Below are 26745 nucleotides of genomic sequence, written 5' to 3'. Positions count from 1 at the left end.
TCGCTGCTGGTTTTGAAAAAACAGCTGCCGTTTTTTGTCGCAACGTCGCAGTTTGACGGGCAAATCTCGCTGCCCGTATTGCTCTTGTTCGGGCAGGGCGCTAAGACGCCATCGCATTACTGTTTCAGGAGCCTTCACCATGTCGAACACAGATGCTTTCTTCTCCCGTCCGCTTGCCGAAGTCGATCCGGATATTTTCGGCGCGATCGAGAAGGAACTGGGTCGCCAGCGCCACGAGATCGAACTGATCGCCTCGGAAAACATCGTTTCCCGCGCTGTGCTTGAAGCGCAGGGTTCGATCATGACCAACAAATATGCCGAAGGTTATCCGGGCAAGCGTTATTACGGCGGCTGCCAGTTCGTAGACATTGCTGAAGAGCTTGCCATCGAGCGCGCCAAGAAGCTGTTCGGCGTCAACTTCGCCAACGTCCAGCCAAATTCCGGTTCGCAGATGAACCAGGCCGTGTTCCTCGCGCTGCTCCAGCCGGGCGACACCTTCATGGGTCTCGACCTGAACTCCGGAGGCCATCTGACGCACGGTTCGCCGGTCAACATGTCCGGCAAGTGGTTCAACGTCGTGTCTTACGGCGTGCGCGAAGGCGACAACCTGCTCGACATGGACGAGGTGGAGCGCAAGGCCAAGGAAACCCGGCCGAAGCTCATCCTTGCCGGCGGCACCGCCTATTCCCGTATCTGGGACTGGAAGCGCTTCCGCGAGATCGCCGATGAAGTCGGCGCCTATCTGATGGTCGATATGGCCCACATCGCTGGTCTCGTCGCCGGTGGCCAGCATCCGTCGCCGTTCCCGCATTGCCACGTTGCCACCACGACAACGCACAAGTCGTTGCGCGGCCCGCGTGGCGGCATGATCCTCACCAATGACGAGGATCAGGCCAAGAAGTTCAACTCCGCCGTTTTCCCCGGCCTGCAGGGCGGCCCGCTGATGCACGTCATCGCCGCAAAGGCAGTTGCCTTCGGTGAAGCTTTGCAGCCGGAATTCAAGGATTACGCCGCACAGGTCGTCAAGAACGCCAAGGCGCTTGCCGAAACGCTGATCGAAGGTGGTCTTGATGTCGTCTCCGGCGGCACCGACAACCACCTGATGCTGGTTGACCTTCGCAAGAAGAACGCCACCGGCAAGCGTGCTGAAGCAGCTCTCGGTCGCGCCTACGTCACCTGCAACAAGAACGGCATTCCTTTCGATCCGGAAAAGCCTTTCGTCACCTCGGGTGTGCGTCTCGGCACGCCGGCCGGCACGACGCGCGGTTTCAAGGAAGCGGAATTCCGCGAAATCGGCAAGCTGATCGTCGACGTTCTCGATGGTCTGAAGGTCGCCAATTCGGATGAGGGCAACGCTGCCGTTGAAGCTGCGGTGCGCGAAAAGGTCGTCGGCCTGACTGACCGTTTCCCGATGTATCCGTACATGTAAGGACGTAAAGAGATGCGCTGCCCATTTTGCGGTTCCGAAGACACACAGGTCAAGGACTCGCGTCCGGCGGAGGATAACACCTCCATCCGCCGGCGGCGCATCTGCCCCGATTGCGGCGGCCGCTTCACGACCTATGAGCGCGTGCAACTGCGCGAGCTGATGGTCATCAAGAAAAGCGGCCGCAAGCTGCCCTTCGACCGGGAAAAGCTGGTGCGATCCTTCGAGATCGCGCTACGCAAACGCCCGGTTGACCGGGACCGGATCGAGCGGGCCGTCTCGGGCATTGCTCGCCGTCTGGAAAGTTCCGGCGAGACGGAAATCCCCTCGGAAGAAATCGGCCTCCAGGTGCTTGAAGCGCTGAAGAGCCTCGATGACGTGGCCTTCGTACGCTACGCCTCGGTCTATCGCGATTTCAGTCATGCCGAGGATTTCGAGAACGTGATTGCCGAAATCAACGCCAAGATCGCCCGAGATACAGACGCCGGAGCATAGACGTGACGAGCCGCGCCGATGACGAAAAATTCATGGCCCGGGCAATCGAGGTTTCCCTGCGCCATCAGGGTCAAACCCAGACCAATCCCTCCGTCGGTTGCGTTCTCGTAAAGGACGGAAAAATCATCGCCGAAGCGGTGACCGCCATTGGCGGCCGCCCCCATGCTGAACGCCAGGCGCTGGAAATCGCCGGAGAAGCAGCGCGCGGCGCAACAGCCTATGTCACCCTTGAACCCTGCTCGCACTGGGGCAAGACGCCGCCCTGCGCCAATGCGCTGGTCGAATACGGCGTCGCCCGTGTCGTTGTGGCGGTTGACGACCCGGACGAGCGTGTTTCCGGTCGTGGTTACTCCATCCTGCGGGAGGCGGGCATTGTCGTGGAAACCGGCCTGCTGCGCGAACAAGGCAAGAGAGCGCTTGCGGGTTACCTCACACGCCAGGTGAAAAAACGCCCGCATGTGATTCTGAAGCTTGCCATTTCTGCCGATGGCATGATCGGCAGACAAGGGGAGGGGCAGTTAGCGATCACCGGTCCGCAGGCCAGGCACGCCGTGCATGAACTGAGAGCGCGCTGCGATTGCATCCTCGTGGGCATCCGCACCGCGATAGCGGACGATCCGGAACTGACCGTTCGAATTGCAGGTCTCGAAGATCGTTCTCCGGTCCGAATCGTGCTTGATCGCAAGTTTGAACTACCGTTGACGTCTAAGCTGGTGGGAAGTGCACGCGAGGTGCCGGTAATCGTCGCGGCGTTATCCCCCTCTGACCTGCCGGGTATCTTGCCCTCAAGGGGGGAGGTGCCCGGCAGGGCAGAGGGGGGTAGCCACGACCGCCGCCAACAACTGATCGACGCAGGCGTCGAAATCCTTGAAGCACCAACCCTCGAGAACCTCCTTCACATTCTCGCTGAACGCGGCATGTCGGAACTTCTGGTCGAAGGCGGCGCTTTTGCCGCAAAATCGTTCCTTGAAGCCGATCTCGTGGACCGTATCATGCTGTTTGAAAGCCCGGTCGTGGTTGGTGAAGGCGGGATTGAAACGCCGCTCAGCCGTGCCGATATTCCGGGCGATTATGTTTTGGTCAGCGAAACCGCCTACGGGCCGGATCGCTGCTTCGATTATGAAAGGCCGCTTTGATGTTTACCGGAATTGTCACCGATGTTGGAACCGTGTCCGAGCTTGAAGCTCTGGCGGAAGGCATTCGTCTGCGGGTGGCGACCAATTACGATCCCAAGACCATCGATATGGGCGCATCGATCTCCCATGGCGGCGTCTGCCTGACGGTGACCAAACTGCCCGAAGACGGCAGCAACGAGCGCTGGTACGAGGTCGAAGCCTGGGAAGAGGCATTGCGCCTGACGACGATTGCGGGCTGGCAGAAGGGCACGCATGTCAATCTGGAGCGCGCCCTGAAGATTGGCGACGAGCTTGGCGGTCACATCGTTTCCGGCCATGTCGATGGCAAGGCGGAGATTCTGTCTGTCGAGCCGGAAGGTGAGGCGGTCCGTATCCGCCTGCGCGCGCCCGACCATCTGGCGAAATTCGTGGCGCCCAAGGGTTCCATTGCACTCGATGGCACTTCTCTGACCGTCAATGCGGTCGACGGAACGGATTTCGACGTGCTCCTGATCCGCCATACGCTCACAGTCACCACATGGGGTGAGCGCCAACCGGGTGATTTCGTCAATTTCGAAGTCGACACCATGGCGCGATATGCCGCAAGGCTTGCGGAGTTCCCCTCGGCGTAACACCGTTCGGCATCTATTGTGCTGAAATACACTCCCGGCCTTGAGCCGGTATCCAGCCAGCCCAAATCCTTGGGCTGAAAAGACTCTTGCCGTCGCGCAGACGCGCGTTGACTGGATTACCTCTCAAGGCCAGAATGCCGGATAGACTTTACAGTCCTCCGCCATCGCGACAGATCAGTTGTTGTCCCGCACTCCGCTTTCGATTGACGCGCAAACACTATAAAGACGTCTTTAGGCCCAAACGGGGTAGGGGGATTACGACATGCCGTCTTTCGAACTGCTGACAGCCTTTTTCATCACCACCGCCCTGTTTGCCTATATTCCCGGCCCGGCCATGCTTTATGCGGCGGCGCAGACCATGGCGCGCGGCCGTTTTGCCGGGCTGATGGCGGTGCTTGGCATCCATGTCGGCTGCTATTTCCATATCGTCGCCTCTGCGGCGGGGCTTTCGGTGCTGTTCCAGGCGGTGCCGTGGCTTTATCTGGCCGTGAAGCTGTGTGGCGCGCTGTATCTCATCTGGCTCGGCTTCTCGATGCTGCGCAGCAAGCTTGAAGGTGAGACCGTCAATCTGACCATCGAACCGAAATCGGCAAGGCGTGCCTTCATCGACAGCATCATCGTCGACGTGCTCAATCCGAAGACGGCGCTGTTCTTTCTGGCGTTTCTGCCGCAATTCGTTGATCCGGCGGCGGCCTTTCCGATCTGGCTGCAATTGCTGATCCTCGGTATTGCCGTCAATTTCATCTTTTCCTCCGCCGATCTCGTTGGCGTGCTTCTGGCGGGCGCGATGGTCGGGCGGCTCAAGCGCTCCAGCAGGGTGCAGGTGCTTGCCCGTCGCACTGCGGGAACGGTGCTGATGGGGCTTGGCGTGCATCTGGCTTTCCAGAAAACCTGATTTTCGTAAGCCTCGCCGGATAAGGCGAAAACCTGCGCAATTGTCTGGTAAACGGGGCCTCTTGCGCGGGTGACACATGAAATTACTTGCCAAAAACGGCCAGCCGTGGTTTGACCGCCGCAAAAGCCGGTATGATCCGGCCCGAACCTTTTCAGGAAAATCCCATGTCCAAACCCCATCTTCTTATCGTGGAAGCACGCTTTTACGACGATATGGCAGACGCTCTTCTCGAAGGCGCGAAGTTCGCGCTGGATGAGGCTGGCGCAACCTATGACGTCATCACCGTTCCCGGCGCACTCGAAATCCCCGCTGCCATTGCCATGGCGCTGGATGGCGGCGACAACGAAGGCACTGAATATGATGGTTTCGTAGCGCTCGGCATGGTCATTCGTGGCGAGACCTACCACTTCGACATCGTTTCCAACGAATCCTCCCGCGCCCTGATGGATCTCGCCGTCAGCGAATCGCTGGCCATCGGCAACGGCATCCTCACCGTCGAAAACGACGATCAGGCATGGGCACGTGTTCGCCGTTCTGACAAGGATAAGGGCGGTTTTGCGGCCCGCGCCGCGCTGACGATGATCGAGCTCAAGAAAAAACTGGGTGGCTGAACGCATGTCGGATGTTGAAAATGGCGGCGAACCGCGCCAGCCTTCGGTAAAGCCCGCCAACCAGCGTGGCGCTGCGCGCCTCGCGGCCGTGCAGGCACTTTATCAGATGGATGTCGGCGGCACCGGCGTGATGGAAGTCGTGGCGGAATACGAGGCACATCGTCTCGGTCAGGAAGTCGATGGCGATACCTATCTGAAGGCCGATCCTTCCTGGTTCCGTTCCATCGTGTCCGGCGTCGTCCGCGATCAGACGAAGATCGACCCACTGGTGCGCTCCGCACTTCTGGAAGACTGGCCGCTGTCGCGTCTTGATGCCACCGTTCGCGCTATCTTGCGTGCCGGCGCTTTCGAGATTCTGGAGCGCAAGGACGTTCCGGTCGCCGTCATCGTTACGGAATATGTCGAAATCGCCCGTGCTTTCTTCGAGCATGACGAGCCGAAGCTGGTGAACGCGGTTCTGGACCGCATTGCCAAGCAGGTACGCGGCGAGGCAAAACGCTGAAATACGTTAGGTGAGGAAGATATGAGCGCCGTTTCCGTCCCCGGACTTGAAGTTCAACTGGACGAGGCGAAGCGCAACGTCTTCCTCCTGACCGCCGCACAGGCGATCATGGGCTCGGCAGCACCTATGAGCTTCTCGGTTGGCGCGCTTGCCGGTTACCAGTTGCTCGGGGCTGACAAGTCGCTGGCAACGGCGCCGCTTACCGGTTTCAACATCGGCGTGGCGCTGGGCGCCATCTGCGTTGCCGCAGCATCGCGTTTTCTCGGCCGCAAGGCGGGCTTCATGGTCGGCGCGCTGATGTGCTCCGTCGGCGGCGGCATTGCTGCCGTGGCACTCTTCCGCTCCGACTTCTGGCTATTTGCGATCGGCCTGCTGCTGATCGGCATTTCCGGCGGCTTCACGCAGAAAATCCGCTTCGCTGCTGCCGACGCGTCCCCCTCATTTTACAAGCCGAAAGCCATTTCCTGGATATTGGCGGGTGGCATCGTCTCGGCGATCATCGGGCCGCAGCTTGCCATTTTCGGCAAGGATGTCTTCGCACCGGTCACCTTCGCCGGTGCTTTCATCGCGCTGGTGCCGCTCGGCATCATCGCGATTGCCATTCTGGCATTCCTGAAATTGCCGGACCCGAAGGCCGCCTCTATCCACGCGCAGGCGGCACGGCCTTTGTCGGAAATCGTGCGCACGCACCGGTTTGTCACCGGCATGGTCTGCGGCATCGGTTCCTATGCGTTGATGACCTTCATGATGACCGGCGCGCCGCTCGCCATGGTGGTCGGCTGCGGGTTTCCCACCGAACTTGCGACGCTCGGCATCCAGTGGCACGTTCTCGCCATGTTCGGCCCAAGTTTCTTCACCGGTATGTTGATTGCGCGATTCGGCGCGGAAAAAATCGTTGCAGCCGGTCTCGTCGTGCTGATGGCCTGCGCCATCGTCGCCCATATGGGCATCGAATTATGGAACTTCTGGGCGGCGCTCATTCTCCTCGGTCTCGGCTGGAACTTCGGCTTCATCGGCGCTACCGCCATCATCACCTCCAGCTACCGCCCGCATGAGGCAGACAAGGTACAGGGCTTTCACGATATCGTGCTGTTCGGCACGGTAGCGCTGTCGTCGTTCTCTTCCGGCAAGGTGTTTACAGCCTGGGGCTGGTCGGTCATGAACCTCGTTATCTGGCCGGTTGCGGGGCTATGCCTCGTGCTGGTGGCGTCGCTGTTGCTGACCCCGCGCAGAAACGCCGCGTAAGATCGCCTTCGATCTCTACCCCTTTCATGTTTCAGGCAAATTTGTGGGCTTGACGCCACGCCTGTCGCCAACGCAATCTTGCCGCGCAGGTCATTTTTCCTTGGGAGGGGAATAATGGCCACGACAGGACAGGCCGCGCATTTGATCGCCCCTGTCCTTGCACATGGTTCGCCACGCCGGGGAGGGAGTGAGACCCGGCCTTTTGGGAGGTAAGTGCGCATGACCGTAATACCCATAGTGATTTTATGTGGGGTCCTGTCCGTGGTTTACGCGGCATGGACGACCAGGAGCGTTCTCGCTGCCGATCAGGGCAACGAGCGTATGCGTGAAATAGCAGGTTTTATCCGTGAAGGTGCGCAGGCTTATCTCACCCGTCAATATCTCACCATCGCCATCGTCGGATTGATCGTCGCCGTTCTCGCCTGGTATCTGCTGTCGGCTCTTGCGGCCATCGGGTTTATCATCGGCGCCGTGCTTTCGGGTGCTGCCGGTTTCATCGGCATGCATGTCTCCGTCCGTGCCAATCTGCGCACCGCACAAGCCGCATCCCACAGCCTTGCCGCCGGTCTCGACATCGCGTTCAAGTCAGGCGCCATCACCGGCATGCTGGTGGCTGGCCTCGCGCTGCTTGGCGTTTCCATCTATTATTTCATCCTCACCTCGGTGCTCGGCCATGCGCCCGGATCGCGTGAGGTGATTGACGCGCTGGTGTCGCTCGGTTTCGGCGCTTCGCTTATCTCCATCTTCGCCCGTCTCGGCGGTGGCATCTTCACCAAGGGTGCAGATGTCGGCGGCGATCTCGTCGGCAAGGTCGAAGCAGGCATTCCCGAGGACGACCCCCGCAACCCTGCAACCATTGCAGATAATGTCGGCGACAATGTCGGCGATTGCGCCGGAATGGCGGCCGACCTTTTCGAGACCTATGCCGTCTCGGTGGTGGCAACCATGGTGCTTGCGGCGATCTTCTTTGCCGGAACGCCGATACTGGAAAGCGCGATGGTCTATCCGCTGGCCATTTGCGGCGCCTGCATCCTGACCTCGATTGCCGGCACCTTCTTCGTCAAGCTCGGCACCAACAACTCCATCATGGGCGCTCTCTATAAAGGGCTGATTGCCACCGGCGTCTTCTCGATTGCGGGGCTTGCCGTGGCAACTTACGCGACCGTGGGCTGGGGTACCATCGGCACGGTTGCCGGAATGGAGATTACCGGCACAAACCTCTTCCTGTGCGGGCTGGTCGGCCTTGTGGTAACAGCGCTTATCGTCGTCATCACCGAATATTATACCGGCACCAACAAACGCCCGGTCAATTCCATCGCGCAGGCTTCGGTCACGGGCCACGGCACCAACGTCATCCAGGGTCTTGCAGTCTCGCTGGAATCGACGGCGCTGCCGGCGCTTGTCATCGTCGGCGGCATCATCGGCACCTACCAGCTCGGTGGCCTTTTCGGTACCGGCATCGCGGTCACCGCCATGCTTGGTCTGGCGGGCATGATCGTGGCGCTCGACGCCTTCGGTCCGGTGACTGACAATGCCGGCGGCATTGCTGAAATGGCCGGTCTCGACCCGGATGTGCGTAAGGCGACCGACGCGCTGGATGCCGTCGGCAACACTACCAAGGCCGTCACGAAGGGCTATGCCATCGGTTCTGCCGGTCTCGGCGCGCTGGTGCTGTTTGCCGCCTATTCCAACGACCTGTCCTATTTCGCTGCCAATGGCGATACCTATCCTTACTTCAAGGATATCGGCGAAATATCCTTCAGCCTTGCCAATCCTTACGTCGTTGCCGGTCTGCTGTTCGGCGGCCTCATTCCGTATCTCTTTGGCGGCATCGCCATGACGGCGGTGGGCAAGGCGGCAAGCTCGATCGTTGAGGAAGTTCGCCGCCAGTTCCGCGAAAAGCCTGGCATCATGGCAGGAACGGAAAAACCGGACTACGGCAAGGCGGTCGATCTTTTGACCAAGGCGGCGATCAAAGAAATGATCATTCCGTCGCTGCTGCCGGTTCTGGCGCCGCTCGTCGTTTATTTCGGCGTGCTGCTTATCTCAGGTTCCAAGGCCTCTGCCTTTGCCGCACTCGGTGCATCGCTGCTTGGCGTCATCATCAACGGGCTGTTCGTGGCGATTTCCATGACCTCCGGTGGTGGTGCGTGGGATAACGCCAAGAAAAGCTTCGAGGATGGCTTCATCGACAAGGACGGCGTGCGCCACGTCAAGGGTTCGGACGCCCACAAGGCGTCGGTTACGGGCGATACGGTGGGCGATCCCTACAAGGATACCGCCGGTCCGGCTGTCAACCCGGCTATCAAGATCACCAATATCGTGGCGCTGCTGCTATTGGCGGTTCTTGCCCACTGAAGGCTTAGGTTCCGACGAATGAAAAAGGCCCGGGGAGCGATCCCCGGGCCTTTGATTTTGCCGTTCTTCTAAGATCAGGGGGTGTTGCCGCCCTGGCCAAGAATGCTCTTGGCGATGTTGGCGCCCGAGGTGCCGCCGGACAGCAGCTGCTGCAGGAAGGTGAGATCCTTGCCGCCTGTCGGGGTGGTACGCGAAATCGTGTCGAAGACCTTGCCGTCCTGCAGCGCGTAATTGGCCTTACGCTCGATTACGCCGTCCTTGTTGAAATAGATCGCGAGAATGTTCTGTTCGACCAACGTCGGCTTCATGAAAGCGGCGCGGCGCACACGCTTCTGCGAGATGTAATAGAAAACCTCGTTGCCGAACGTCGCCGTGGTGGAGGGCGTGCCCATGGTCAGCAGAACCTGCTCGCGGCTGGAACCTTCCGGGATCAGCTGAAGCGACTGCTCGTCCATGACGTAGCCGTTGTGGAACACATCGGTGGTGCTGGTGCAGGCGGAAAGCAGGGTGGACGCGACGACGATTGCGATGGCGGTCTTGCCCAGAATTTTGCCGTGACTTGCGGATTTCTGCTTGCTCAACTGCTTTTCCCCGACTGCGATCATGAATGGCACCTTCCGGCATTGCGTGGTGCACAGTGTCTGTGCACATGATTGTGTCAATCCGGGGACGGAAAATCCCGATCACCCCCCAAATTCAACGCTTTCACGGCCTTTGGAAACTCTTCCGGTCTCTTAGACTGTTTCAGCCGAAAGACGAACGTGACCGCGACAGCATTGCAATTCGTGGATGCTTCGGTAAACCAGCTTTGGCGATCATGCAACAAGTGCGATAGGCGGGTGAGCGAATTCACCAGCCCCGTTCGGAAAAAAACGATGATATTCGGGCTGTTCAGACAGAAAAACAACAACCGCGCCATAGTAGACCGGCAATATGCGATCTTGACGGCTGCGGCCCGCACGCCCGCTTTTTATCTTGATCTCGGCGTTCCAGACACGGTGATGGGCCGCTTCGAGATGCTGTCGATCGTCATGATTCTCTATTTCCGCCGCACCAAATCCTCCGGTGTGAGCGGGCAGGAAATCGCGCAGGAGATCGTCGACGCCTTTTTTCAGGATATCGACCATTCCATCCGTGAGCTCGGCATTGGCGACCAGGGCGTGCCGAAGCGCATGAAGAAATTTGCCGGCATGTTCTACGGGCGGCTCGAATCCTATGCGGCGGCGCTGGATGCATCCGACCCTGTTGCCCTTGCCGCAGCGCTCCGGCGCAATATATACCCCCAGACAGATGAGAAGGCACCGGAACTGGACGGGCTTGCGGGCTGGATGATGGAGGCGTCTTCCAACCTTTCCGCAGGCTCCGAAGAAACGATAGCAACCGGAAGCCTGAAGCTGCCTTTGCCTGGACTATGAGGTTTACGATGAACGCGCGACACGCCGCAAATGACGATCTGCCTTTTTCCTACCCCGTAAAGGTAGGCCATATTTCCGCCAATCCGGTGAGGATTGGTCTTGAAGCCAATGCCGAGGAACTGAAGGCGCTGGCGAAATTCTGGGATGTGGTTTCCGTCGAATATCTGAAGGCGGAACTGCAGGTTACCCGCTGGAAGAGGGATGGCGTGAAGATCAAGGGCGAGGTGCATGCGGCCGTGACCCAGTCCTGCGTCGTGACGCTGGCGCCGGTTTCCAGCAAGATCGACGAGAGCGTCGAGCATATTTTCGTGCCGGAAGGATCGAAGCTGGCGCGGATGGTCACCAATGAGGAAGGGGAGATCGTACTCGACCCCAATGGCCCTGACATTCCCGACCAGTTCACCGGCGACAGCATTGATGTTGGCGCGACTGTTGCGGAATTCGCAGCCCTTGCGATCGATCCCTATCCGCGCAAATCGGATATCGAATTTACCGATACGACCGAAAATGAGCCTGAAGAAGAAAAGCGTCCGTCGCCTTTCGCCGTGTTGAAAGACTGGAAAAAAGACTGAATGCGCCGCCGGGCTGAAATAATTTTATTGTAACACAGGCCGGAACAGGTATTTTCGCGCAAAATCCGCTTGAGTGGCGGCAAAAAGGATAAGGGACGAGTGATCAGAATAGCGATTGACGTCATGGGTGGCGATTTCGGCCCTGATGTTGCCATACCCGGTGCCGCCAAGGCGCTTGAACGGCACAACGATGTGACTTTTCTGCTCTACGGGCAGAAAAGCAAGTGCGACCCCATTCTGGCACAATATCCCGCACTTCGGGAAAAATCGGTCTTTCACGATTGTGAAATCTCGGTCGCCATGGACGAAAAGCCAAGTCAGGCGCTTCGTCGTGGCCGCTATGTCTCCAGCATGTGGCGCGCCATCGAGGCCGTGAAGCTCGGTGAAGCGGACGTCGTCGTATCTGCCGGCAATACCGGCGCGCTGATGGCCATGGCCAAATTCTGTTTGCGCACCATGGCGCGGGTGGAACGCCCGGCCATCGCCGGCATATGGCCGACGCTGAAAGGCGAAAGCATCGTACTCGATGTTGGCGCGACGATTGGCGCCGATTCCCAGCAATTGCTCGATTTTGCCCTGATGGGCGGCGCCATGGCGCGTGCGCTTTTCGATATCGACCGTCCGACCGTCGGTTTGCTGAATGTCGGTGTCGAGGAGGTGAAGGGTCAGGAAGAGGTCCGTGAAGCCGGACGGCTGATCCGCGAGGCCGATCTAGGCACCATCGATTACCGCGGTTTCGTCGAGGGTGACGACATTGGCAAGGGCACGGTGGATGTGGTGGTGACCGAAGGTTTCACCGGCAACATTGCGCTCAAAGCAGCCGAAGGCACGGCGCGCCAGATCACCACGCTTCTGCGTGAGGCGATCTCCCGCAGCTTCTTTGCCAAGATCGGTTATATTCTCGCGAAAAGCGCTTTCGATGTGCTGCGAGAAAAAATGGACCCGCGCAAGGTCAATGGCGGCGTGTTTCTCGGCCTGAACGGCATTGTCATCAAAAGCCATGGCGGCACGGATGCCATCGGTTTTGCCTCCGCGGTCGATGTCGGCTACGACATGGTCCATAACGGTCTTACGGCAAAAATTGAAAACGATCTGAAGATTTACCACGCAAGACGGCTTCCGCCCCCGGCGCCCGAAGCTCTCGTGGCTGACGAGGAATAAGGGAATGATCCGCTCTATCGTACGTGGTTTCGGGGCAGCGCTTCCGAAGCGTGTCATGACCAATAGTGAAATCGAAGGGGTCGTAGAGACTTCCGATGAATGGATCGTGCAGCGCACGGGCATTCGTCAGCGCTACATAGCGGGAGAAGGCGAGACCACCGCTTCGCTCGGCGAGGCTGCGGCGCGTGCGGCGCTCGACAATGCCGGCCTGACGCCCGATGATATCGACCTCATCATTCTGGCAACTTCGACACCGGACAATACATTTCCGGCAACGGCGGTAAACATCCAGAACCGTCTCGGCATGACCCACGGTTTCGCCTTCGACATGCAGGCCGTCTGCTCCGGCTTCGTCTATGCCGTTGCCACCGCCGATCTTTACATTCGCGGCGGCATGGCCAAGCGCGTGCTGGTGATCGGCGCCGAAACATTCTCGCGCATTCTCGACTGGAAGGACCGCACCACCTGCGTTCTGTTCGGTGATGGTGCAGGCGCACTCGTAATCGAGGCAGGCGAAGGCGAGGGTACTTCCAGCGATCGTGGCATCCTCACCTCGCAGCTGCGCTCCGACGGTTCGCACAAGGACAAGCTTTACGTCGATGGCGGACCTTCCACGACCGGCACGGTCGGCCATCTGCGCATGGAAGGCCGGGAAGTGTTCAAGCACGCTGTCGGCATGATCACCGACGTCATCGAACAGGCTTTCGAGGCGACAGGCACGACGGCTGATGATCTCGACTGGCTCGTCCCGCATCAGGCCAACAAGCGCATCATCGACGGATCGGCAAAAAAGCTCAATATCGATCCGGAAAAAGTCGTCATCACCGTCGATAAGCACGGCAATACGTCGGCCGCATCCATTCCGCTGGCGCTTGCCGTTGCGGCCAGTGACGGACGCATCAAGAAAGGCGATCTGGTCATGCTGGAAGCCATGGGCGGCGGTTTCACCTGGGGCGCAGTGCTGCTGCGCTGGTAACGGAAAATTTTAGCGTTTACCGGGGCGCTGGCACAAAATCGGTTGTGATTTTTGCGGCAGTACCCCGTTCAAACGCGCTGAAGCGACCCCCGCGTGCGGCAAAACCGCGTCAGTCGCTCTAAGCCATTGCACTGATTGCCGAAAGCCTCAAATGAATCTGGAACAATCCCTTGACCGGTCGCCACAAGGGAAATAATCTCGGCGGCTCCTAGAGAAAAATTCAGACACGGTTTGTGGGGAAAAATGGCCGGGAAGACAGTGACACGCGCAGATCTTGCAGAATCTGTGTTTCGTAAAATCGGGCTGTCCCGCACCGAATCCGCCGAACTGGTCGAAACGATCATCGACGAGATTTGTAATGCGATCACGCGCGGCGAGGTCGTCAAGCTCTCGTCCTTCGCGACATTTCAGATCAGGGAAAAGAACGAGCGTATCGGCCGCAACCCGAAAACGGGTGAGGAAGTTCCGATTTCGCCACGCCGCGTCATGACCTTCAAGGCGTCAAACGTGCTGAAACAGCGAATCCTGAAGGCGCATACGGCTCGCAAGACCAAGCAAAAGGGTCAGAAAGCCGGGGCGTAAGCCGGCTGTAACACGGGTTTTTTGCCGCATGGCAAGCCTTTATCCCCATTCTTCTTGTGAACATGCTTGAATTTCGACGTGCAAGCCGTTGAAATCTGGTCGACTCACATCATAATCAATTTTAGATAAATGGTATCTTGCCGCCACGGGCATCGGTGCGAGGATCGGGTTCGATTTTTCGCAATACATGATGCACGGTATCGGCTGGTGAAAAGCGTTCTTGTTCAGTGTCCGGCTGGGTGCATGGCGCTCAAGGTCCGGATGGGAGTGGAAGTTTGGACAAAAGCCCCGACGCGTTTCGGACGATCAGTGAAGTGGCGGATGAGCTGAACCTGCCGCAGCACGTGCTGCGTTTCTGGGAAACGCGCTTTCCGCAGATCAAGCCGATGAAACGGGGTGGGGGCCGCCGTTATTACCGCCCTGATGATATCGATCTCCTCAAGGGCATTCGTCATCTTCTTTACGACCACGGCTACACCATCAAAGGCGTGCAGAAACTTCTGAAAACCAACGGAAACCGTTTCGTGGCGGCAATCGCGTCGGGCGATCTTGCTACCATGGAAGCCATCATGGCAGCGAGCGGCGAAAAGGAAGTTGCCGAACCGCGCGTGCTGGATCCGGACGGAGACGAGGTCGTCGGCCGCCCGAAAGCCAAGCCGAGCGGCCGATTTTTCGGCTTCGGTGGCGGTAACAGCGATACCGAGATATCGGTCGGCAAATCTGGCATCGGCAAGGATGACCAAGCGCTGTTGCAGGAGGCGCTGTTCGATCTTCTCGAATGCAAGCGGCTGCTTGATCAGGTTCGCTGATCGTTTTTCCACAACTCTGTTCGAGCATTTTCAGGAAAAGCGAAGGCGCTCTGGAATGCCAACCTTTCAGAAACTCTCTTGACCGATAATGCGGCTCCGTAAAAAGGAGTCTGATCGTGAGCAATCGAAAACCGACAACGCGACGCCGTACGGCGAAGAAATCGGCCGGCGGCAGCGTTTGGCCCTGGGTGCTGATGCTGGGCGTCGTGGCTGGTGGCATTCAGGCTTACGAACATCGCGACAGTCTTATGCCGCAGCGGCATGTCGCGAAGGCAACATCCACCACGACAAATTCCCCCAAGATCGCCGTAGCCGCCAAACGCGAGACGGCCGCACCGGAGAAGATGGCGGCCATCCGCCCCGCATCGCCGGTTTCACCGATCAATGGTCCGGTGCCGCCCCGCTCGATTGCCATGCCGCCTGCGGCACAGCAGAGCCAGGTTGCCGCTATCCTGCCGGAAACACGCCCTTCGGTCGAAAAAGTCTCGCTGGGAGAAAAAAGCGGCGCCTTTGCCTTTTGTGGTCGCTCAGGTCTCACCAATTGCGTGGCCGATGGCAATACCTTCTGGATGAAGGGCGTGAAAATGCAGCTCGCCGGCATCGAGGTCCCGCAGATCGACCGGGCGCGATGCATGGAAGAGCGTCAGCGCGGTTTCATTGCCAAGGTGCGGTTGCGGGATATGCTGAATGCCGGCGCATTCGATGTGGCGTCGTCGGCAACAGCCGGCGGGCAAGCCATGGAACGCAAACGGATTTCACGTTCGGGCGTATCCTTTGCCGATCAACTCGTGCGGGAAGGCCTGGCTCATCCGGTCTCGGCAAAAAATCAGTCCTGGTGTGGCTAAGGCCCGGTTGACCGAAACGGTGCAGCCTGTGTAGATGTGGCGCTGTCGGTGCTTGGGGTCAGGGTCTCGTTCGATCCTGCGCCTGAGGAATGCCAAGGCAATTTTGTAGCGCCGGGGCCTGTTGGCACGCGGTGCGACAATGCGGACGTGGCGAAATCGGTAGACGCAGCAGACTTAAAATCTGCCGACCATTGGTCTTGCGGGTTCAAGTCCCGCCGTCCGCACCATTTCCATCTCCAATTAAAAGATTTCTCTGCCGTTTTCCTGCGACATGCGGGCATTCAGGATGGATTCTGCGCCGGGATAGTCGATATCCGGGCAATCGATTGCATCATGATGCATGAGTCAGCCTAAAAAATGGGCTTGTTCACGCTCGCGGCATTTCTCCGTGAAAATCATCCAAAAGAGCCTATTGACCTTGCCACGATGGGAAGCCCTATCTTTTTTTTGTAAAGAGAAAAAGAGGTCATGCGCATGTCACAAATCCAGATACAGGCGAACCATTCGATAGCCATCGAGGGAATGACATGTGCCTCCTGCGTCGGTCGTGTCGAGAAGGCTATTGCCAAGGTGCCGGGGGTCGTCAAGGCTTCGGTCAATCTTGCGACGGAGCGCGCCGATATTGCTTTTTCAGGAGCGCCCAACGTTTCGGCCGTTGTCGATGCCGTGCGAAATGCAGGCTATAGCGTCGACGAGAAAACCATCGAACTCGATATCGAAGGCATGACTTGCGCGTCCTGCGTCGGCCGTGTCGAAAAGGCGCTGAAGGCCGTTTCCGGTGTCTCCGACGCGAGTGTCAATCTCGCAACGGAGCGCGCCACCGTGCGTGTCGCCGGCAATGCCGTCTCTGCCGCCAGGCTGGCCGAAGCAATCAGCCAAGCCGGTTACAAGGCAAACGAGATCGTCGCCGACAAGGCCAAGGGTGACGAGCCGGACCGGCGCGAAGCCGAATTGCGCGGTTTGAAAATCAGCCTGGCCACCGCTGTTGCCCTGACGCTGCCGGTCTTCATTCTGGAGATGGGCTCGCATCTGGTGCCCGCCATCCATGATTTCGTGATGGAAACCGTCGGCATGCGGGAAAGCTGGTATCTGCAATTCGCGCTGACCACGCTTGTCCTCTTCGGGCCGGGCCTGCGGTTCTTCAAAAAAGGCATCCCCGCACTTCTGCGGCTGGCGCCGGATATGAATTCGCTGGTGGTGCTGGGCACTTCCGCCGCCTGGGGGTTCTCGGTCGTCGCCACTTTCGTGCCCGAGATCCTGCCGAGAGGCACGGCCAATGTCTATTATGAGGCCGCAGCGGTGATCGTCACGCTTATCCTGCTCGGCCGTTTCCTCGAGGCGCGCGCCAAGGGCCGCACCAGCGAGGCGATAAAGCGGCTCGTCGGCCTGCAGGCCAAGTCGGCCCGTGTGATGCGCAATGGTGAAACCATCGATGTGCCACTTCAGGATGTTGCGACTGGCGATGTCATCGTCGTCCGTCCCGGCGAGAAAGTGCCAGTCGATGGTCTGGTGCTTGATGGTTCTTCCTATGTCGACGAATCGATGATCACAGGCGAACCGGTGCCGGTGACCAAGACGGCTGGGTCCGAAGTCGTGGGCGGTACGGTCAACAGAAACGGCTCCTTCACGTTCCGCGCCACGAAGGTCGGTGCCGACACGCTGATCGCGCAGATCATCCGCATGGTCGAGGAAGCGCAGGCCGACAAACTGCCGATACAGGCGCTGGTGGACAAGGTGACCAACTGGTTCGTGCCTGCAGTCATGCTCGCTGCACTCGTCACCTTCATCGTCTGGTTCATTCTCGGACCGGACCCGGCCTTGACCTTTGCGCTGGTTAACGCCGTCGCTGTCCTCATCATCGCTTGCCCCTGCGCCATGGGCCTTGCCACCCCGACCTCGATCATGGTCGGAACCGGCCGTGCAGCCGAAATGGGCGTGCTGTTCCGGCGCGGCGATGCTCTCCAGACTTTGCGTGACGCCGATGTCATCGCCGTCGACAAGACCGGCACGCTGACGCTCGGCAAGCCGACACTGGTGCATTTCACCACGACAGAAGGCTTCGATCAGGATGAGGTGTTGCGCCTTGTCGCCTCGCTTGAAAGCCGTTCCGAACATCCCATAGCCGAAGCGATCGTCGAGGCGGCAAAACATGGTGGCCTGACGCTTGCCGACGCGGCCGGCTTTGAGGCGACCCCCGGTTTCGGCGTTGCGGCAACGGTTGACGGCCGCAAGGTCGAGGCGGGCGCCGACCGCTTCATGGTGAAGCTCGGTTACGACATTGCGAAGTTCGCCAACGATGCCGACCGGCTCGGCAGGGAAGGGCAGTCGCCGCTTTATGCCGCTGTCGATGGCCGGCTGGCCGCCATTATCGCTGTTGCCGATCCGATCAAGCCGACGACCCCGGAGGCGATAGCAGCGCTGCATGCGCTTGGTCTCAAGGTCACGATGATAACAGGCGATAACCGCCGCACGGCCGAAGCCATTGCCCGCCGTCTTGGTATCGACGAAGTGGTGGCGGAAGTACTGCCTGACGGCAAGGTCGAGGCCGTTAAAAGACTTGCGGCCGATGGCCGGCGGGTGGCCTTCGTCGGTGATGGCATCAACGATGCGCCGGCCCTTGCGGCGGCCGATGTCGGTCTCGCAATCGGCACGGGTACGGATGTCGCCATAGAAAGCGCCGATGTGGTGTTGATGTCTGGCGATTTGCGCGGTGTCGCGAATGCCATTGCGTTGTCCAAGGCGACGATCCGCAACATCCGCCAGAACCTGTTCTGGGCCTTTGCCTATAATGCCGCACTCGTTCCCGTGGCGGCCGGAATATTGTATCCTGCCAACGGTGTCCTGCTGTCGCCTGTTCTTGCTGCCGGAGCCATGGCGCTTTCCAGCGTGTTTGTCTTGACCAACGCGCTGCGTCTCAAAAGCTTCCGCCCGCCGCTGCTGGACAGATCGTCCGGCATGCAACTCGCAGCGGCAGAATAGGGGGCGGATGTGATGACGCCTGGAAACACAGTCTATTTGCCACGTATCGGACGCAGCATTGTGGCAGCGCAGGGCGAGACCGTCCTTCAGGCCGCCCTTGCCGCCGGAATTTCCTATCCGCACGGCTGTCGCATGGGCCGGTGCGGGGCGTGCAAATCGCACCTCGTCTCGGGCGAGATCGACCTTCTCAAGCATACGCCCTTTTCGTTGACTGAAGAGGAAAAGGCGGAAGGACTGACACTCGCCTGCCGCGCCGTGCCGTTGAGCGACGTGACGATCGGCTGGCTCGACGGTGAGGATGAGTTTGCCGATATTCCGGCCGGCCGCTTTGATGGCGTCATCGCGGAAGCGGTGGATGCGACGCATGATATCAAGCTCATTCGCATCAGGCTCGACGATCGCGAACTGTTTACCTTCAAGGCCGGCCAATATGTGCGCCTGCTTTATCCGGACTGTTCGCCGCGTGACTATTCCATTGCCAGCCGCATCGATGAGGACCTGATCGAATTCCATATCCGGCATGTCCCCGGCGGCGTCACGAGTGGCCATATTTTCGCGAACGCCAAGGCGGGTGACCCTGTCGTGCTGGTCGGTCCCTTCGGGGCTTCGTATTTGCGGGAAAAGCATTGCGGACCGATCCTCGGCATTGCCGGCGGTTCGGGGCTGGCGCCGGTGAAGGCGGTGGTAGAGGCAGCGCTTGCCACTGATCGGACCACGGGCCGGCAACGCCCGATCCATGTCTATTTCGGCGCCCGCGCTGAGCGTGACCTCTATATGGTCGACCGTTTCGAAGAACTTGCCGTAAGCCACGGCAATCTGAGCTTCGTTCCGGTTCTCTCGAATGAAGACCATGCGCAGATGCGGCGCGGTTATGTCGGTTCCGCCGTGGCGGACGACTTCGACGATCTCGATGGCTGGAAAGCCTATCTGGCCGGACCGCCGGCGATGATCGAGGCAACGGTGCCGCAGCTCCTGGCAAGGGGCATCCGCACCGCCGACATTCATGCAGACGTGTTTTTCACCCCGGAAAGATAGGAGCAGGATCGATGAACATTGGTACAGCCGCCACCGCATCCGGTGTTTCCGCAAAGATGATCCGCCACTACGAGACGATCGGGCTGATCAAATCCGCAAACCGCACGGAATCCGGTTATCGGGTCTATACGACCAACGATCTGGAGACGCTGCGTTTCATCCGCCGCGGCCGCGACCTCGGTTTCTCGATCGAAAAGATCAGGCAGCTCATGACCCTGTGGCGCGATCCCGGCGGTGCATCCTGCGACGTCAAGCGCATCGTCATGGAACATGTCGTAGATCTCGAGGCCAAGATGCATGCTCTTCGGGAGATGGCCGACACGCTGCGAAATATCGCGACCTATTGCCCTGACAATGGTGAGCCGGATTGCCCGATCATTCAGGATCTTGCCCAATCTGAAGATCCCGATTTTACGCCGGTGGCGATCCTACCCAAGCGTTCCGGCATGCTGAAAGGCACGTCCGGTGTGGTGACGGATTTGCCGCGCCTCATGAAATAAACCGCATTTCCCCGGCGGGGACCGATCATCAATTGCAGTGCAATGGCCATTTTCGGCGAAGGAGAACAGGCAATGTGGATACAGATAATACAACGCTTCCTTATTCTGTGCCTTATGCTGATGATCGTCTCCGTCATCGCGTTTCTTTTGCCCTACATGGCCGGTGGCGATCCTGCTCGCACCATTCTGTTTTCGCGCATGCGCGATACGGCGCTCGATCCGCATGCAGTCGAGGCCCTTCGGTTAAGCCTCGGGCTCGACCGGCCGCTTTACGTCCAATATTTCGCATGGCTGTCGGGGGCGCTGGGCGGTGATCTGGGCTTTTCCTTCACCAGCAGCCAGCCCGTGGCGGGTGAGCTTTTGCGCTCTCTCGGCGTGTCCGTGACATTGGCACTGACGGCGCTGGCGATTGCGGTCGCCGTCGCCCTGCCGCTCGGCACGTTGGCGGCGATGCGCCCGGGTGGCCGGCTGGACAATTTCGCAACGCTGATGATCCAGACCTTCGTTGCCACGCCGGAATACTGGTTTGCGCCGATGTCGGCGCTCGTCTTTGCGCTTTATCTCGGCTGGTTGCCGTCCGCGGGCTGGGATAGCTGGCGCTCGCTGGTGCTTCCCGCTTTGACGTTGACGCTGCGCCCACTGGCCTATTTCACGCAGGTGACGCGCGCCGCCATGGCTGAGGTTCTGCGCGCGCCTTACATCACGGCGGCCCGCAGCCGCGGTCTCGGCATGCATGGCACGGTCATGCGCCACGGCATTCGCAACGGTTCGCTTCCGATCGTCACCTTCTTTGCCCTGTGGCTTGCGGGCCTGCTTGGCGGATCGGTGGTCGTGGAGGTGATATTCGCCATCCCCGGAATGGGCCGGCTTCTTTACGACGCCGTGGTCAATCGGGACATCCCCATGCTGCAGGGCGGTTTCATCTGCATCGTCGCCCTTTCCATCATGATCAATACCCTGGCCGATGGCCTCTATGTCCTGATCAATCCAGCAATGCGAGGTCAACATGACCATTAGTCACTTCCCGAGCGCGCCGGTAGCCGCCATGCCAATGACCTTGCCCAAGCGCCCGTCGACACTTTTCCGGTTCACGGATTTCATCCGCCGGCGGCACTGGACGTTCTACGCGGGTTCGGCGATTTTTCTCGTCATCATCCTGCTGCTCGTCATCGCGCCGTGGATTTCGCCCTATAATCCCGCGCAGCAAAGCCTTCGCCTGCGGTTGAATGCGCCAAGCGCTGCCTACTGGCTGGGCACTGACCATCTCGGGCGTGATGTCTTGAGCCGGCTGCTGATCGGCGGACGCTTCACGGTCACGATTGCCGCCATCACCGTCATTCTGTCGGTCGCCATCGGAACATTCATCGGCATCATCAGCGGTCGCAGCCGCGGCGTTCTCGATGAAGTCCTGATGCGGGTGGTGGATCTGCTCATCGCCATCCCTGACGTGGTGATCGCCATTTTCCTCGTCGCCATCTTCGGCCCGGGATATGGAACGTTGATCGCGTCGCTGACGATCGTCGGCTGGACACCTTTTGCACGACTGGCACGCGGGCTGACGCTTTCGATCAATTCCCGAGAATATATGCGCGCCGCCGAGGTGCTTGGATGCACACGCCGCTTCATTATTTTCCGGCATGTCATTCCCAACACGATCTGGCCGATCGCAGCCGTTGCCTTCCTGCGCTTCGGCCACAAGCTGATCACGGTGGGCGGACTGTCGTTTCTCGGCCTCGGCGTGCAGCCGCCTGCCGCAGACTGGGCGCTGATGTTGGCCGATGCGCAGGCCTATGCGGAACGTATGCCCATTCTCGTGATCGCACCGGGTCTGGCGATTTTCCTGTCGGCGTTGAGCGTGACATGGATCGGCCACGGCCTGAACATGGATACCAGGAAACCGAACGGCCATTGACGCCTGCGGTTAGAGCAATGACCGGCGCCCGCGCAGATCAAACATACACAGGGCACGATAGCCCTAAGGAGGGTATTATCGTCTGAAGCCGCTTGAAAATACGCCCATGCCTCCGATGCAATAATAATAAGGGGAACTCTTATGAATATCGAAGGACACACGCATGCCAATACGGCCATCGCCCCGGAGCGGACACCGCTTCTGGAAATCGAGGATTTGCACGTTTCGGTGCCGTCTGGAAAGGGCCGCAAGTTTGTTATCTCCGGTCTGACGCTCTCCGTCGATGCCGGAGAGGTCGTTGCACTGGTCGGCGAATCCGGATCCGGCAAGAGCATGACGGCTCTGTCGCTGATGCGGCTGTTGCCGCACGGCGCGGAAATCAACTCCGGCCGCATTTCTTTTGCCGGGCGCGACATTCTCGCTCTCTCGCCCTCCGAGCTTGATGCGTTGCGCGGCGCCGATATCGGAATGCTTTTTCAGCAACCGCAGGCAATGCTCGATCCGACCAGCCGGGTGAGGACGCAGGTCGCCGAGCCACTGTGGGTCCACCGCAAGATGAGTCGGCATGCGGCACTGGGCCGGGTTGTCGGCATGCTCTCGGATGTTGGAATTCCCGATCCGTCGGCGCGGGCGCAATGCTTCGCACATGAACTCTCCGGCGGCATGGCGCAGCGCGTCATGATTGCTGCGGCACTCTCCGGCAATCCGCAACTGCTGATCGCCGATGAACCGACGACGGCACTCGATGTCACCGTCCAGGCACAAATATTGCGCCTGCTCGACGATGAGCGTCGGAAGCGGCGGCTCGCCACGCTGCTCATCACCCATGACCTCTCGGTCGTTGCCGCTTTCGCGGACCGGATTGCGGTGATGTATGCTGGTCGCATTGTCGAGGAAGGGCCGACGCAGGCAATCCTCAAGGCGCCGCAACATCCCTATACCAAGGCGCTCATCAGCTGCTCGCTTCTGACGACCGACAGCGAGGGGCAGCTGCTGACGATCCCCGGCTCCAGCTCGCAGGCCCATGACATGTCCTGCGGTTGCCGTTTCCATCCCCGCTGCGCGCTTGCCCAGTCGGCCGGCATGGGCGGCCGTTGCATGGCAACGGAGCCGGATCTGAATGCCTTGCCGGAAGGTCGCAAGGCGCGGTGCTGGGCGGTCGACGACGACCATGCCGGCAGCCATGCCAGTCACACAGTCTGCTGAAGGAGGGTTGCGATGCTATCGACAGTCAAAACACCGAACCAGCCTCAGGAGGATGGCAAGATCAAGCCCTATGTGGTCGCAAACAACCTGTGCAAATATTATCCGATATCGGGTTTCGGCAATCGCGTGGTCAAATCCGTGGACGATGTTTCCCTCACGATCGGCGAGGGCGAGGTTCTTGGTCTCGTTGGCGAATCCGGCTGCGGCAAAAGCACTGTCGCCGGGCTGATAACGCGGTTGACCAACGCGACGAAAGGCGAGGTCAGCATCGGAGACCACGATATTCTGCACATGCAGGGCGAGACGCTGCGGCGCATGCGCCGTGTCGTGCAACTGGTGTTCCAGGATCCCTATTCCGCGCTCGACCCGCGCATGCGCATAGGGCAAAGCATGGAAGCGCCGCTTGCCCAGCACGGCATCGGTACGCGCGAAGAACGCATCGCGCGCGTGTTCAAGATGCTGGAGGAGGTCGGCCTCGATGCCTCCTATTATGACCGTTATCCGAGCCAGTGCTCCGGCGGGCAGTTGCAACGCGTGGTCATAGGACGCGCGCTTCTTCTCAATCCAAGTTTCCTTGTGTGCGACGAACCGACATCGGCGCTCGACGCCTCCATGCGCACGCAGATCCTGAACCTGCTGATGGACATGAAGCGTCGTCATGGTTTGACGGTGCTGATGATTTCCCATGACCTGCGCGTGGTGCGTTATCTCTGCGACCGTATCGCGGTGATGTATCTCGGGCGGATCATTGAAATCGCCGACCGGGATGAGCTTTTCCGGGCGCCTAAGCATCCCTATACGAAGGCTCTTATTGCCTCGTCGATGCTTGATGAAACCGGATTATATGCGCCGGAAATGCTTCTGGATGGTGATCTGCCAAGCCCGCTCAATCCTCCAAGTGGCTGCAAGTTTCACACCCGCTGCAAATATGCGACGCAGATTTGCAGCGAACAGGAACCGGTTCTGGAAGACGTTGCCGGGGAGCATTTCGCTCGTTGCCATCACTGGCGCGAATGGGGCTGAGGAGCAGCGCAGTTACAGTCTTCTGGTTCTGTAAAAACAGATGAATTGTGCGTTTGTGAATTAATATCGGAATTAAATTCCGAGTATAAAAACATAAAATGAATTATATTCAGGCGGATGCTCGTGGAGCGTCCGAAGGATATTCTTATGTCTTTCGAGATCTATTTTATGAAGATCTTAAATCTCGTGAGACGACTGAATTTTGAGCATTGTCATCAAAAATAAAAGGGGAATATTCAATGATAAAGCACGTACTTTTGGCGACAAGCGCCATTGTGGTCTCTTTTGGAACGCAAGCGGCAACGGCCGGAACGATCACCTATGACGATTATACCGGCGTCAAGACCGGCTGGCAGATGGCTTCCGACGATGCCTATCTCGGTTCGCGCGCAGGGTGTTTCGAAAGCATGGTCCGCGTCGGCTATGACACCGCACTGGAGCCGGGCTTGGCCGAATCCTGGACACAAACCTCACCGAAGGTTTGGGAGTTCAAGTTGCGCAAGGGCGTGAAGTTCCAGAACGGCGAGCCGCTTAATGCAAAAGCCGCGGTCAATGCGCTCACCAATCTTCTGAAAGCGCCCGTTCCGGCCCGGGCCTTTTCGCCTAAGCTGGTCGCTGCCGTCGAGGTTGGTGGCGACGATATCGTGAAGATCACGACCATCGAGCCATCGGTGCTGCTGCCGGCGCAAATGGCAAGCCCGGCGACTTCGATCCTCGCGCCATCCGCCTATAAGGACGGCAAGGTCGATCCGATCGGAACCTGCACCGGACCGTTCAAGATCACCAAGGTCGATGCCAGCCAATATATGGAACTGACGGCGAACCATGACTATTGGAACGGTATGCCGAAGCTCTCGGGCGGCCGTGTGAACTTTATTCCGGATGCCGATACCCGCGCCACCCAGATAAGAAGCGGTGAAGTGCAGATTTCGCGCGTGATTCCACCTTGGGCGGTAAAGACCATTGTAGCCACGAAGGGTGTCAAGGTTGCGCCAATTACCGTGCCCCGGATTACGGAAATGCTGCTCAATAATTCGAAGCCGCCGTTCAAGGACATCAAGGTTCGGCAGGCGATCCGGGCCGCCATCGACACCGCCGGTATTGCCGACAGCATCTATGAAGGCATGGTAAAGCCCGCAACGATGCCCTTCGCACCGGGAGAGCCGTGGGTGCCGCAAAACGTCACGCCCGCTTATGACGTAGAGAAGGCAAAGGCTCTGCTGAAAGAGGCGGGCATTGCCCCCGGCAGCCTCAAGCTGACACTTCTGGCCTATACTGAAAGAACCGAACTCAAGGATGTTGCCGCCGTTATTCAGGCCCAATTGCAGGAAATCGGCATCAAGGTCGATGTTCGCGTTGCTGATTACACTGCGATCGAGCCCGATCTCCTGTCCGGCAATTTCGACATGGTCCTTCTGTCACGCGGTTATGCCACCGATGTTGCAGAACCGATCGGGTTCCTCAACGCCGACTATACCTGCGGAGGCGGCTACAACATCTCGCATTATTGCAGTGAGGAGACGGACAAGCTGATCAAATCTGCCTATATGGCGGCTGAGCCGGCAAAACGTTACGCCATCTATGCCGAGGCGGCGAAGCGGATTTACGACGAAGCCGTCACCGTCTACCTCGTCCATGAGACCGCTTTCGATGCCTATTCGGACAAGGTCGAAAACTTCAAGCCGCATCCGATCAACTACTTTATCATGACCAAGGATCTGGCAGTGAAATAGGCCAATGTGACATTGCTGACGAGATATGGCCCGGCTCGAAAGAGCCGGGTTTTGCCTGTTGACAGGCCATCGCCCACACTCAACGTCATCCTCGTCCTGAGGATCTTTCCACCTATCGTAAAATCAATAGGTATCAGATGCCCGGACAGGCCCGAGCATGATGAAGGACAGGTTTTCAGACCTTGTCAGCCGTTGAAAATATGAATTTCAGGAACCGGGAAAACCTCCACTGTCATCCCCGGTCGAAAGGGAGAGTCACTTGCCGCGGGAGGTATGGAGAAGGACGAACGTTGGTATCGTCCAGCGGCTGTCACGCAAGCTCGGCGTGAAGCGGGGGCAGGCAGGTCGATCCGGCGGCAGGGATGAAGGCCGCCGCCGGCATCTCGTCAAATCAGGCGCGCGCTTCTGGCGTATAGCCTGCAGCGGTGATGATTTCAGCAATACGTGCCGCGTCGGAGACGCCGCCAACCACAACCGTGCGGCTTGCCGGATCAGCATGAACGGCGGCGCCGGGGACGGTCTTTTCGATTGCGCCCTTGATCACACCGGCGCAGTGACCGCAGGTCATGTCTTCAACGTGGAAAGAAAGGTCGGCATCAACAGGTGCGGCAGCGGTTTCGGGGTGATGCTGGTGGGCGGTGCACATAGGCGGTTCTCCTTGGGTTGGAACTCGTAACAGCAGGAGCCTGGACTATTCCAACGTGGGAAGGTCAAGCGC

At 59.1% G+C, this 26745-nt stretch carries 26 protein-coding genes and 1 tRNA gene; 25 read left to right on the top strand and 2 right to left on the bottom strand.

The window, feature by feature from the left end:
* Positions 1 to 139 precede the first annotated feature (139 nt).
* The 9 genes from glyA to ACQZ45_RS03540 all read left to right on the top strand — a co-directional run bounded on the left by glyA (position 140) and on the right by ACQZ45_RS03540 (position 9279).
* Positions 140 to 1429, top strand: coding sequence for a serine hydroxymethyltransferase (gene glyA, locus ACQZ45_RS03580; RefSeq protein WP_448742181.1), 1290 nt, complete (start codon positions 140 to 142; stop codon positions 1427 to 1429).
* 12 nt (positions 1430 to 1441) lie between these two features.
* Positions 1442 to 1921, top strand: coding sequence for a transcriptional regulator NrdR (gene nrdR, locus ACQZ45_RS03575; protein WP_003512508.1), 480 nt, complete (start codon positions 1442 to 1444; stop codon positions 1919 to 1921).
* Between the two features lie 2 nt (positions 1922 to 1923).
* Complete coding sequence (gene ribD / locus ACQZ45_RS03570) at positions 1924 to 3057, top strand: bifunctional diaminohydroxyphosphoribosylaminopyrimidine deaminase/5-amino-6-(5-phosphoribosylamino)uracil reductase RibD (protein WP_065688207.1); 1134 nt, start codon at positions 1924 to 1926, stop codon at positions 3055 to 3057.
* A complete protein-coding gene (locus ACQZ45_RS03565) occupies positions 3057 to 3668 on the top strand; it encodes a riboflavin synthase (protein WP_003512512.1) in 612 nt (203 codons plus the stop codon). Before ribD ends, ACQZ45_RS03565 begins: the two co-directional genes overlap by 1 nt.
* A 262-nt stretch (positions 3669 to 3930) precedes the next feature.
* Positions 3931 to 4563 carry a LysE family translocator gene (locus ACQZ45_RS03560; RefSeq protein WP_003512513.1) on the top strand — a complete coding sequence of 211 codons (633 nt, stop codon included), beginning with the start codon at positions 3931 to 3933 and terminating at the stop codon, positions 4561 to 4563.
* A 164-nt stretch (positions 4564 to 4727) separates the two neighbouring features.
* On the top strand, positions 4728 to 5174 hold the full coding sequence (ribH, locus tag ACQZ45_RS03555) for a 6,7-dimethyl-8-ribityllumazine synthase (protein ID WP_025593086.1): 447 nt from the start codon (positions 4728 to 4730) through the stop codon (positions 5172 to 5174).
* A gap of 4 nt (positions 5175 to 5178) precedes the next feature.
* Complete coding sequence (nusB, locus tag ACQZ45_RS03550) at positions 5179 to 5676, top strand: transcription antitermination factor NusB (protein WP_013635887.1); 498 nt, start codon at positions 5179 to 5181, stop codon at positions 5674 to 5676.
* 21 nt (positions 5677 to 5697) lie between these two features.
* Positions 5698 to 6921, top strand: coding sequence for an MFS transporter (locus ACQZ45_RS03545; protein ID WP_003512519.1), 1224 nt, complete (start codon positions 5698 to 5700; stop codon positions 6919 to 6921).
* Between the two features lie 219 nt (positions 6922 to 7140).
* Positions 7141 to 9279, top strand: coding sequence for a sodium-translocating pyrophosphatase (locus ACQZ45_RS03540; RefSeq protein WP_013635889.1), 2139 nt, complete (start codon positions 7141 to 7143; stop codon positions 9277 to 9279).
* A gap of 74 nt (positions 9280 to 9353) precedes the next feature.
* Here the strand turns inward: ACQZ45_RS03540 and ACQZ45_RS03535 are convergent, their stop codons facing one another.
* Positions 9354 to 9884 (bottom strand): outer membrane protein assembly factor BamE, encoded by a 531-nt coding sequence (locus ACQZ45_RS03535; RefSeq protein ID WP_003512524.1) that lies wholly within the window; start codon positions 9882 to 9884, stop codon positions 9354 to 9356.
* 270 nt (positions 9885 to 10154) lie between these two features.
* Between ACQZ45_RS03535 and ACQZ45_RS03530 the strand changes: the two genes are divergently transcribed.
* The 16 genes from ACQZ45_RS03530 to ACQZ45_RS03455 all read left to right on the top strand — a co-directional run bounded on the left by ACQZ45_RS03530 (position 10155) and on the right by ACQZ45_RS03455 (position 26027).
* Positions 10155 to 10694 (top strand): ubiquinol-cytochrome C chaperone family protein, encoded by a 540-nt coding sequence (locus ACQZ45_RS03530; RefSeq protein WP_112154955.1) that lies wholly within the window; start codon positions 10155 to 10157, stop codon positions 10692 to 10694.
* A gap of 8 nt (positions 10695 to 10702) precedes the next feature.
* Positions 10703 to 11266, top strand: coding sequence for a DUF177 domain-containing protein (locus tag ACQZ45_RS03525; protein ID WP_113291463.1), 564 nt, complete (start codon positions 10703 to 10705; stop codon positions 11264 to 11266).
* A 99-nt stretch (positions 11267 to 11365) separates the two neighbouring features.
* A complete protein-coding gene (plsX, locus tag ACQZ45_RS03520) occupies positions 11366 to 12427 on the top strand; it encodes a phosphate acyltransferase PlsX (RefSeq protein ID WP_003512528.1) in 1062 nt (353 codons plus the stop codon).
* Positions 12428 to 12431: 4 nt separating this feature from the next.
* The gene (locus ACQZ45_RS03515) at positions 12432 to 13403 is read left to right on the top strand and encodes a beta-ketoacyl-ACP synthase III (RefSeq protein WP_003512529.1); all 972 of its coding nucleotides are present in this window, start codon (positions 12432 to 12434) and stop codon (positions 13401 to 13403) included.
* Positions 13404 to 13646: 243 nt separating this feature from the next.
* Positions 13647 to 13985 (top strand): integration host factor subunit alpha, encoded by a 339-nt coding sequence (locus tag ACQZ45_RS03510; protein WP_448742180.1) that lies wholly within the window; start codon positions 13647 to 13649, stop codon positions 13983 to 13985.
* A 275-nt stretch (positions 13986 to 14260) separates the two neighbouring features.
* Positions 14261 to 14794: a MerR family transcriptional regulator gene (locus ACQZ45_RS03505; RefSeq protein WP_003512531.1), complete on the top strand. Its 534-nt coding sequence runs from the start codon at positions 14261 to 14263 to the stop codon at positions 14792 to 14794.
* A 116-nt stretch (positions 14795 to 14910) separates the two neighbouring features.
* Positions 14911 to 15639, top strand: a complete 729-nt coding sequence (locus ACQZ45_RS03500; protein ID WP_113291464.1) for a nuclease — start codon at positions 14911 to 14913, stop codon at positions 15637 to 15639.
* 141 nt (positions 15640 to 15780) lie between these two features.
* A tRNA-Leu gene (locus tag ACQZ45_RS03495) sits at positions 15781 to 15866 on the top strand.
* A 247-nt stretch (positions 15867 to 16113) separates the two neighbouring features.
* Positions 16114 to 18618: a heavy metal translocating P-type ATPase gene (locus tag ACQZ45_RS03490; RefSeq protein WP_162736173.1), complete on the top strand. Its 2505-nt coding sequence runs from the start codon at positions 16114 to 16116 to the stop codon at positions 18616 to 18618.
* A gap of 12 nt (positions 18619 to 18630) precedes the next feature.
* The gene (locus ACQZ45_RS03485; RefSeq protein ID WP_113291466.1) at positions 18631 to 19653 is read left to right on the top strand and encodes a 2Fe-2S iron-sulfur cluster-binding protein; all 1023 of its coding nucleotides are present in this window, start codon (positions 18631 to 18633) and stop codon (positions 19651 to 19653) included.
* 11 nt (positions 19654 to 19664) lie between these two features.
* Positions 19665 to 20153 carry a Cu(I)-responsive transcriptional regulator gene (gene cueR, locus ACQZ45_RS03480; RefSeq protein ID WP_013635893.1) on the top strand — a complete coding sequence of 163 codons (489 nt, stop codon included), beginning with the start codon at positions 19665 to 19667 and terminating at the stop codon, positions 20151 to 20153.
* A gap of 72 nt (positions 20154 to 20225) precedes the next feature.
* Positions 20226 to 21170 (top strand): ABC transporter permease, encoded by a 945-nt coding sequence (locus ACQZ45_RS03475; RefSeq protein ID WP_113291467.1) that lies wholly within the window; start codon positions 20226 to 20228, stop codon positions 21168 to 21170.
* Positions 21160 to 22065, top strand: a complete 906-nt coding sequence (locus ACQZ45_RS03470) for an ABC transporter permease (protein ID WP_065658047.1) — start codon at positions 21160 to 21162, stop codon at positions 22063 to 22065. The genes ACQZ45_RS03475 and ACQZ45_RS03470 overlap by 11 nt, the downstream gene beginning before the upstream one ends.
* Positions 22066 to 22206: 141 nt before the next feature.
* Positions 22207 to 23271, top strand: a complete 1065-nt coding sequence (locus ACQZ45_RS03465) for an ABC transporter ATP-binding protein (protein WP_113291468.1) — start codon at positions 22207 to 22209, stop codon at positions 23269 to 23271.
* A gap of 12 nt (positions 23272 to 23283) precedes the next feature.
* Positions 23284 to 24294, top strand: a complete 1011-nt coding sequence (locus ACQZ45_RS03460) for an ABC transporter ATP-binding protein (protein WP_113291469.1) — start codon at positions 23284 to 23286, stop codon at positions 24292 to 24294.
* A gap of 239 nt (positions 24295 to 24533) precedes the next feature.
* The gene (locus ACQZ45_RS03455; protein ID WP_003512540.1) at positions 24534 to 26027 is read left to right on the top strand and encodes an ABC transporter substrate-binding protein; all 1494 of its coding nucleotides are present in this window, start codon (positions 24534 to 24536) and stop codon (positions 26025 to 26027) included.
* A 391-nt stretch (positions 26028 to 26418) separates the two neighbouring features.
* Here ACQZ45_RS03455 and ACQZ45_RS03450 read toward each other — a convergent pair whose 3' ends face one another.
* A complete protein-coding gene (locus ACQZ45_RS03450; RefSeq protein ID WP_003496638.1) occupies positions 26419 to 26673 on the bottom strand; it encodes a heavy-metal-associated domain-containing protein in 255 nt (84 codons plus the stop codon).
* Positions 26674 to 26745 lie beyond the last annotated feature (72 nt).

It is taken from the genome of Agrobacterium sp. 16-2014-1-2a (assembly GCF_053522705.1).
Note: the sequence above shows the minus strand (reverse complement) of the source record. Positions and strands in the feature narration are given on the sequence as shown.

What these genes read in the sequence shown, in the direction of transcription:
- nusB (WP_013635887.1), top strand. Translation starts at nt 5,179, where the DNA reads ATGTCGGATGTTGAAAATGGCGGCGAACCGCGCCAGCCTTCGGTAAAG.
- ACQZ45_RS03475 (WP_113291467.1), top strand. Translation starts at nt 20,226, where the DNA reads ATGTGGATACAGATAATACAACGCTTCCTTATTCTGTGCCTTATGCTG.
- ACQZ45_RS03460 (WP_113291469.1), top strand. Translation starts at nt 23,284, where the DNA reads ATGCTATCGACAGTCAAAACACCGAACCAGCCTCAGGAGGATGGCAAG.
- nrdR (WP_003512508.1), top strand. Translation starts at nt 1,442, where the DNA reads ATGCGCTGCCCATTTTGCGGTTCCGAAGACACACAGGTCAAGGACTCG.
- ACQZ45_RS03490 (WP_162736173.1), top strand. Translation starts at nt 16,114, where the DNA reads ATGTCACAAATCCAGATACAGGCGAACCATTCGATAGCCATCGAGGGA.
- ACQZ45_RS03560 (WP_003512513.1), top strand. Translation starts at nt 3,931, where the DNA reads ATGCCGTCTTTCGAACTGCTGACAGCCTTTTTCATCACCACCGCCCTG.
- ACQZ45_RS03510 (WP_448742180.1), top strand. Translation starts at nt 13,647, where the DNA reads ATGGCCGGGAAGACAGTGACACGCGCAGATCTTGCAGAATCTGTGTTT.
- ACQZ45_RS03465 (WP_113291468.1), top strand. Translation starts at nt 22,207, where the DNA reads ATGAATATCGAAGGACACACGCATGCCAATACGGCCATCGCCCCGGAG.
- ACQZ45_RS03485 (WP_113291466.1), top strand. Translation starts at nt 18,631, where the DNA reads ATGACGCCTGGAAACACAGTCTATTTGCCACGTATCGGACGCAGCATT.
- ribH (WP_025593086.1), top strand. Translation starts at nt 4,728, where the DNA reads ATGTCCAAACCCCATCTTCTTATCGTGGAAGCACGCTTTTACGACGAT.
- glyA (WP_448742181.1), top strand. Translation starts at nt 140, where the DNA reads ATGTCGAACACAGATGCTTTCTTCTCCCGTCCGCTTGCCGAAGTCGAT.
- cueR (WP_013635893.1), top strand. Translation starts at nt 19,665, where the DNA reads ATGAACATTGGTACAGCCGCCACCGCATCCGGTGTTTCCGCAAAGATG.
- ACQZ45_RS03450 (WP_003496638.1), bottom strand. Translation starts at nt 26,673, where the DNA reads ATGTGCACCGCCCACCAGCATCACCCCGAAACCGCTGCCGCACCTGTT.
- ACQZ45_RS03545 (WP_003512519.1), top strand. Translation starts at nt 5,698, where the DNA reads ATGAGCGCCGTTTCCGTCCCCGGACTTGAAGTTCAACTGGACGAGGCG.
- ACQZ45_RS03535 (WP_003512524.1), bottom strand. Translation starts at nt 9,884, where the DNA reads ATGATCGCAGTCGGGGAAAAGCAGTTGAGCAAGCAGAAATCCGCAAGT.
- ACQZ45_RS03525 (WP_113291463.1), top strand. Translation starts at nt 10,703, where the DNA reads ATGAACGCGCGACACGCCGCAAATGACGATCTGCCTTTTTCCTACCCC.
- ACQZ45_RS03470 (WP_065658047.1), top strand. Translation starts at nt 21,160, where the DNA reads ATGACCATTAGTCACTTCCCGAGCGCGCCGGTAGCCGCCATGCCAATG.
- ACQZ45_RS03455 (WP_003512540.1), top strand. Translation starts at nt 24,534, where the DNA reads ATGATAAAGCACGTACTTTTGGCGACAAGCGCCATTGTGGTCTCTTTT.
- ACQZ45_RS03565 (WP_003512512.1), top strand. Translation starts at nt 3,057, where the DNA reads ATGTTTACCGGAATTGTCACCGATGTTGGAACCGTGTCCGAGCTTGAA.
- ACQZ45_RS03540 (WP_013635889.1), top strand. Translation starts at nt 7,141, where the DNA reads ATGACCGTAATACCCATAGTGATTTTATGTGGGGTCCTGTCCGTGGTT.
- ACQZ45_RS03530 (WP_112154955.1), top strand. Translation starts at nt 10,155, where the DNA reads ATGATATTCGGGCTGTTCAGACAGAAAAACAACAACCGCGCCATAGTA.
- ACQZ45_RS03515 (WP_003512529.1), top strand. Translation starts at nt 12,432, where the DNA reads ATGATCCGCTCTATCGTACGTGGTTTCGGGGCAGCGCTTCCGAAGCGT.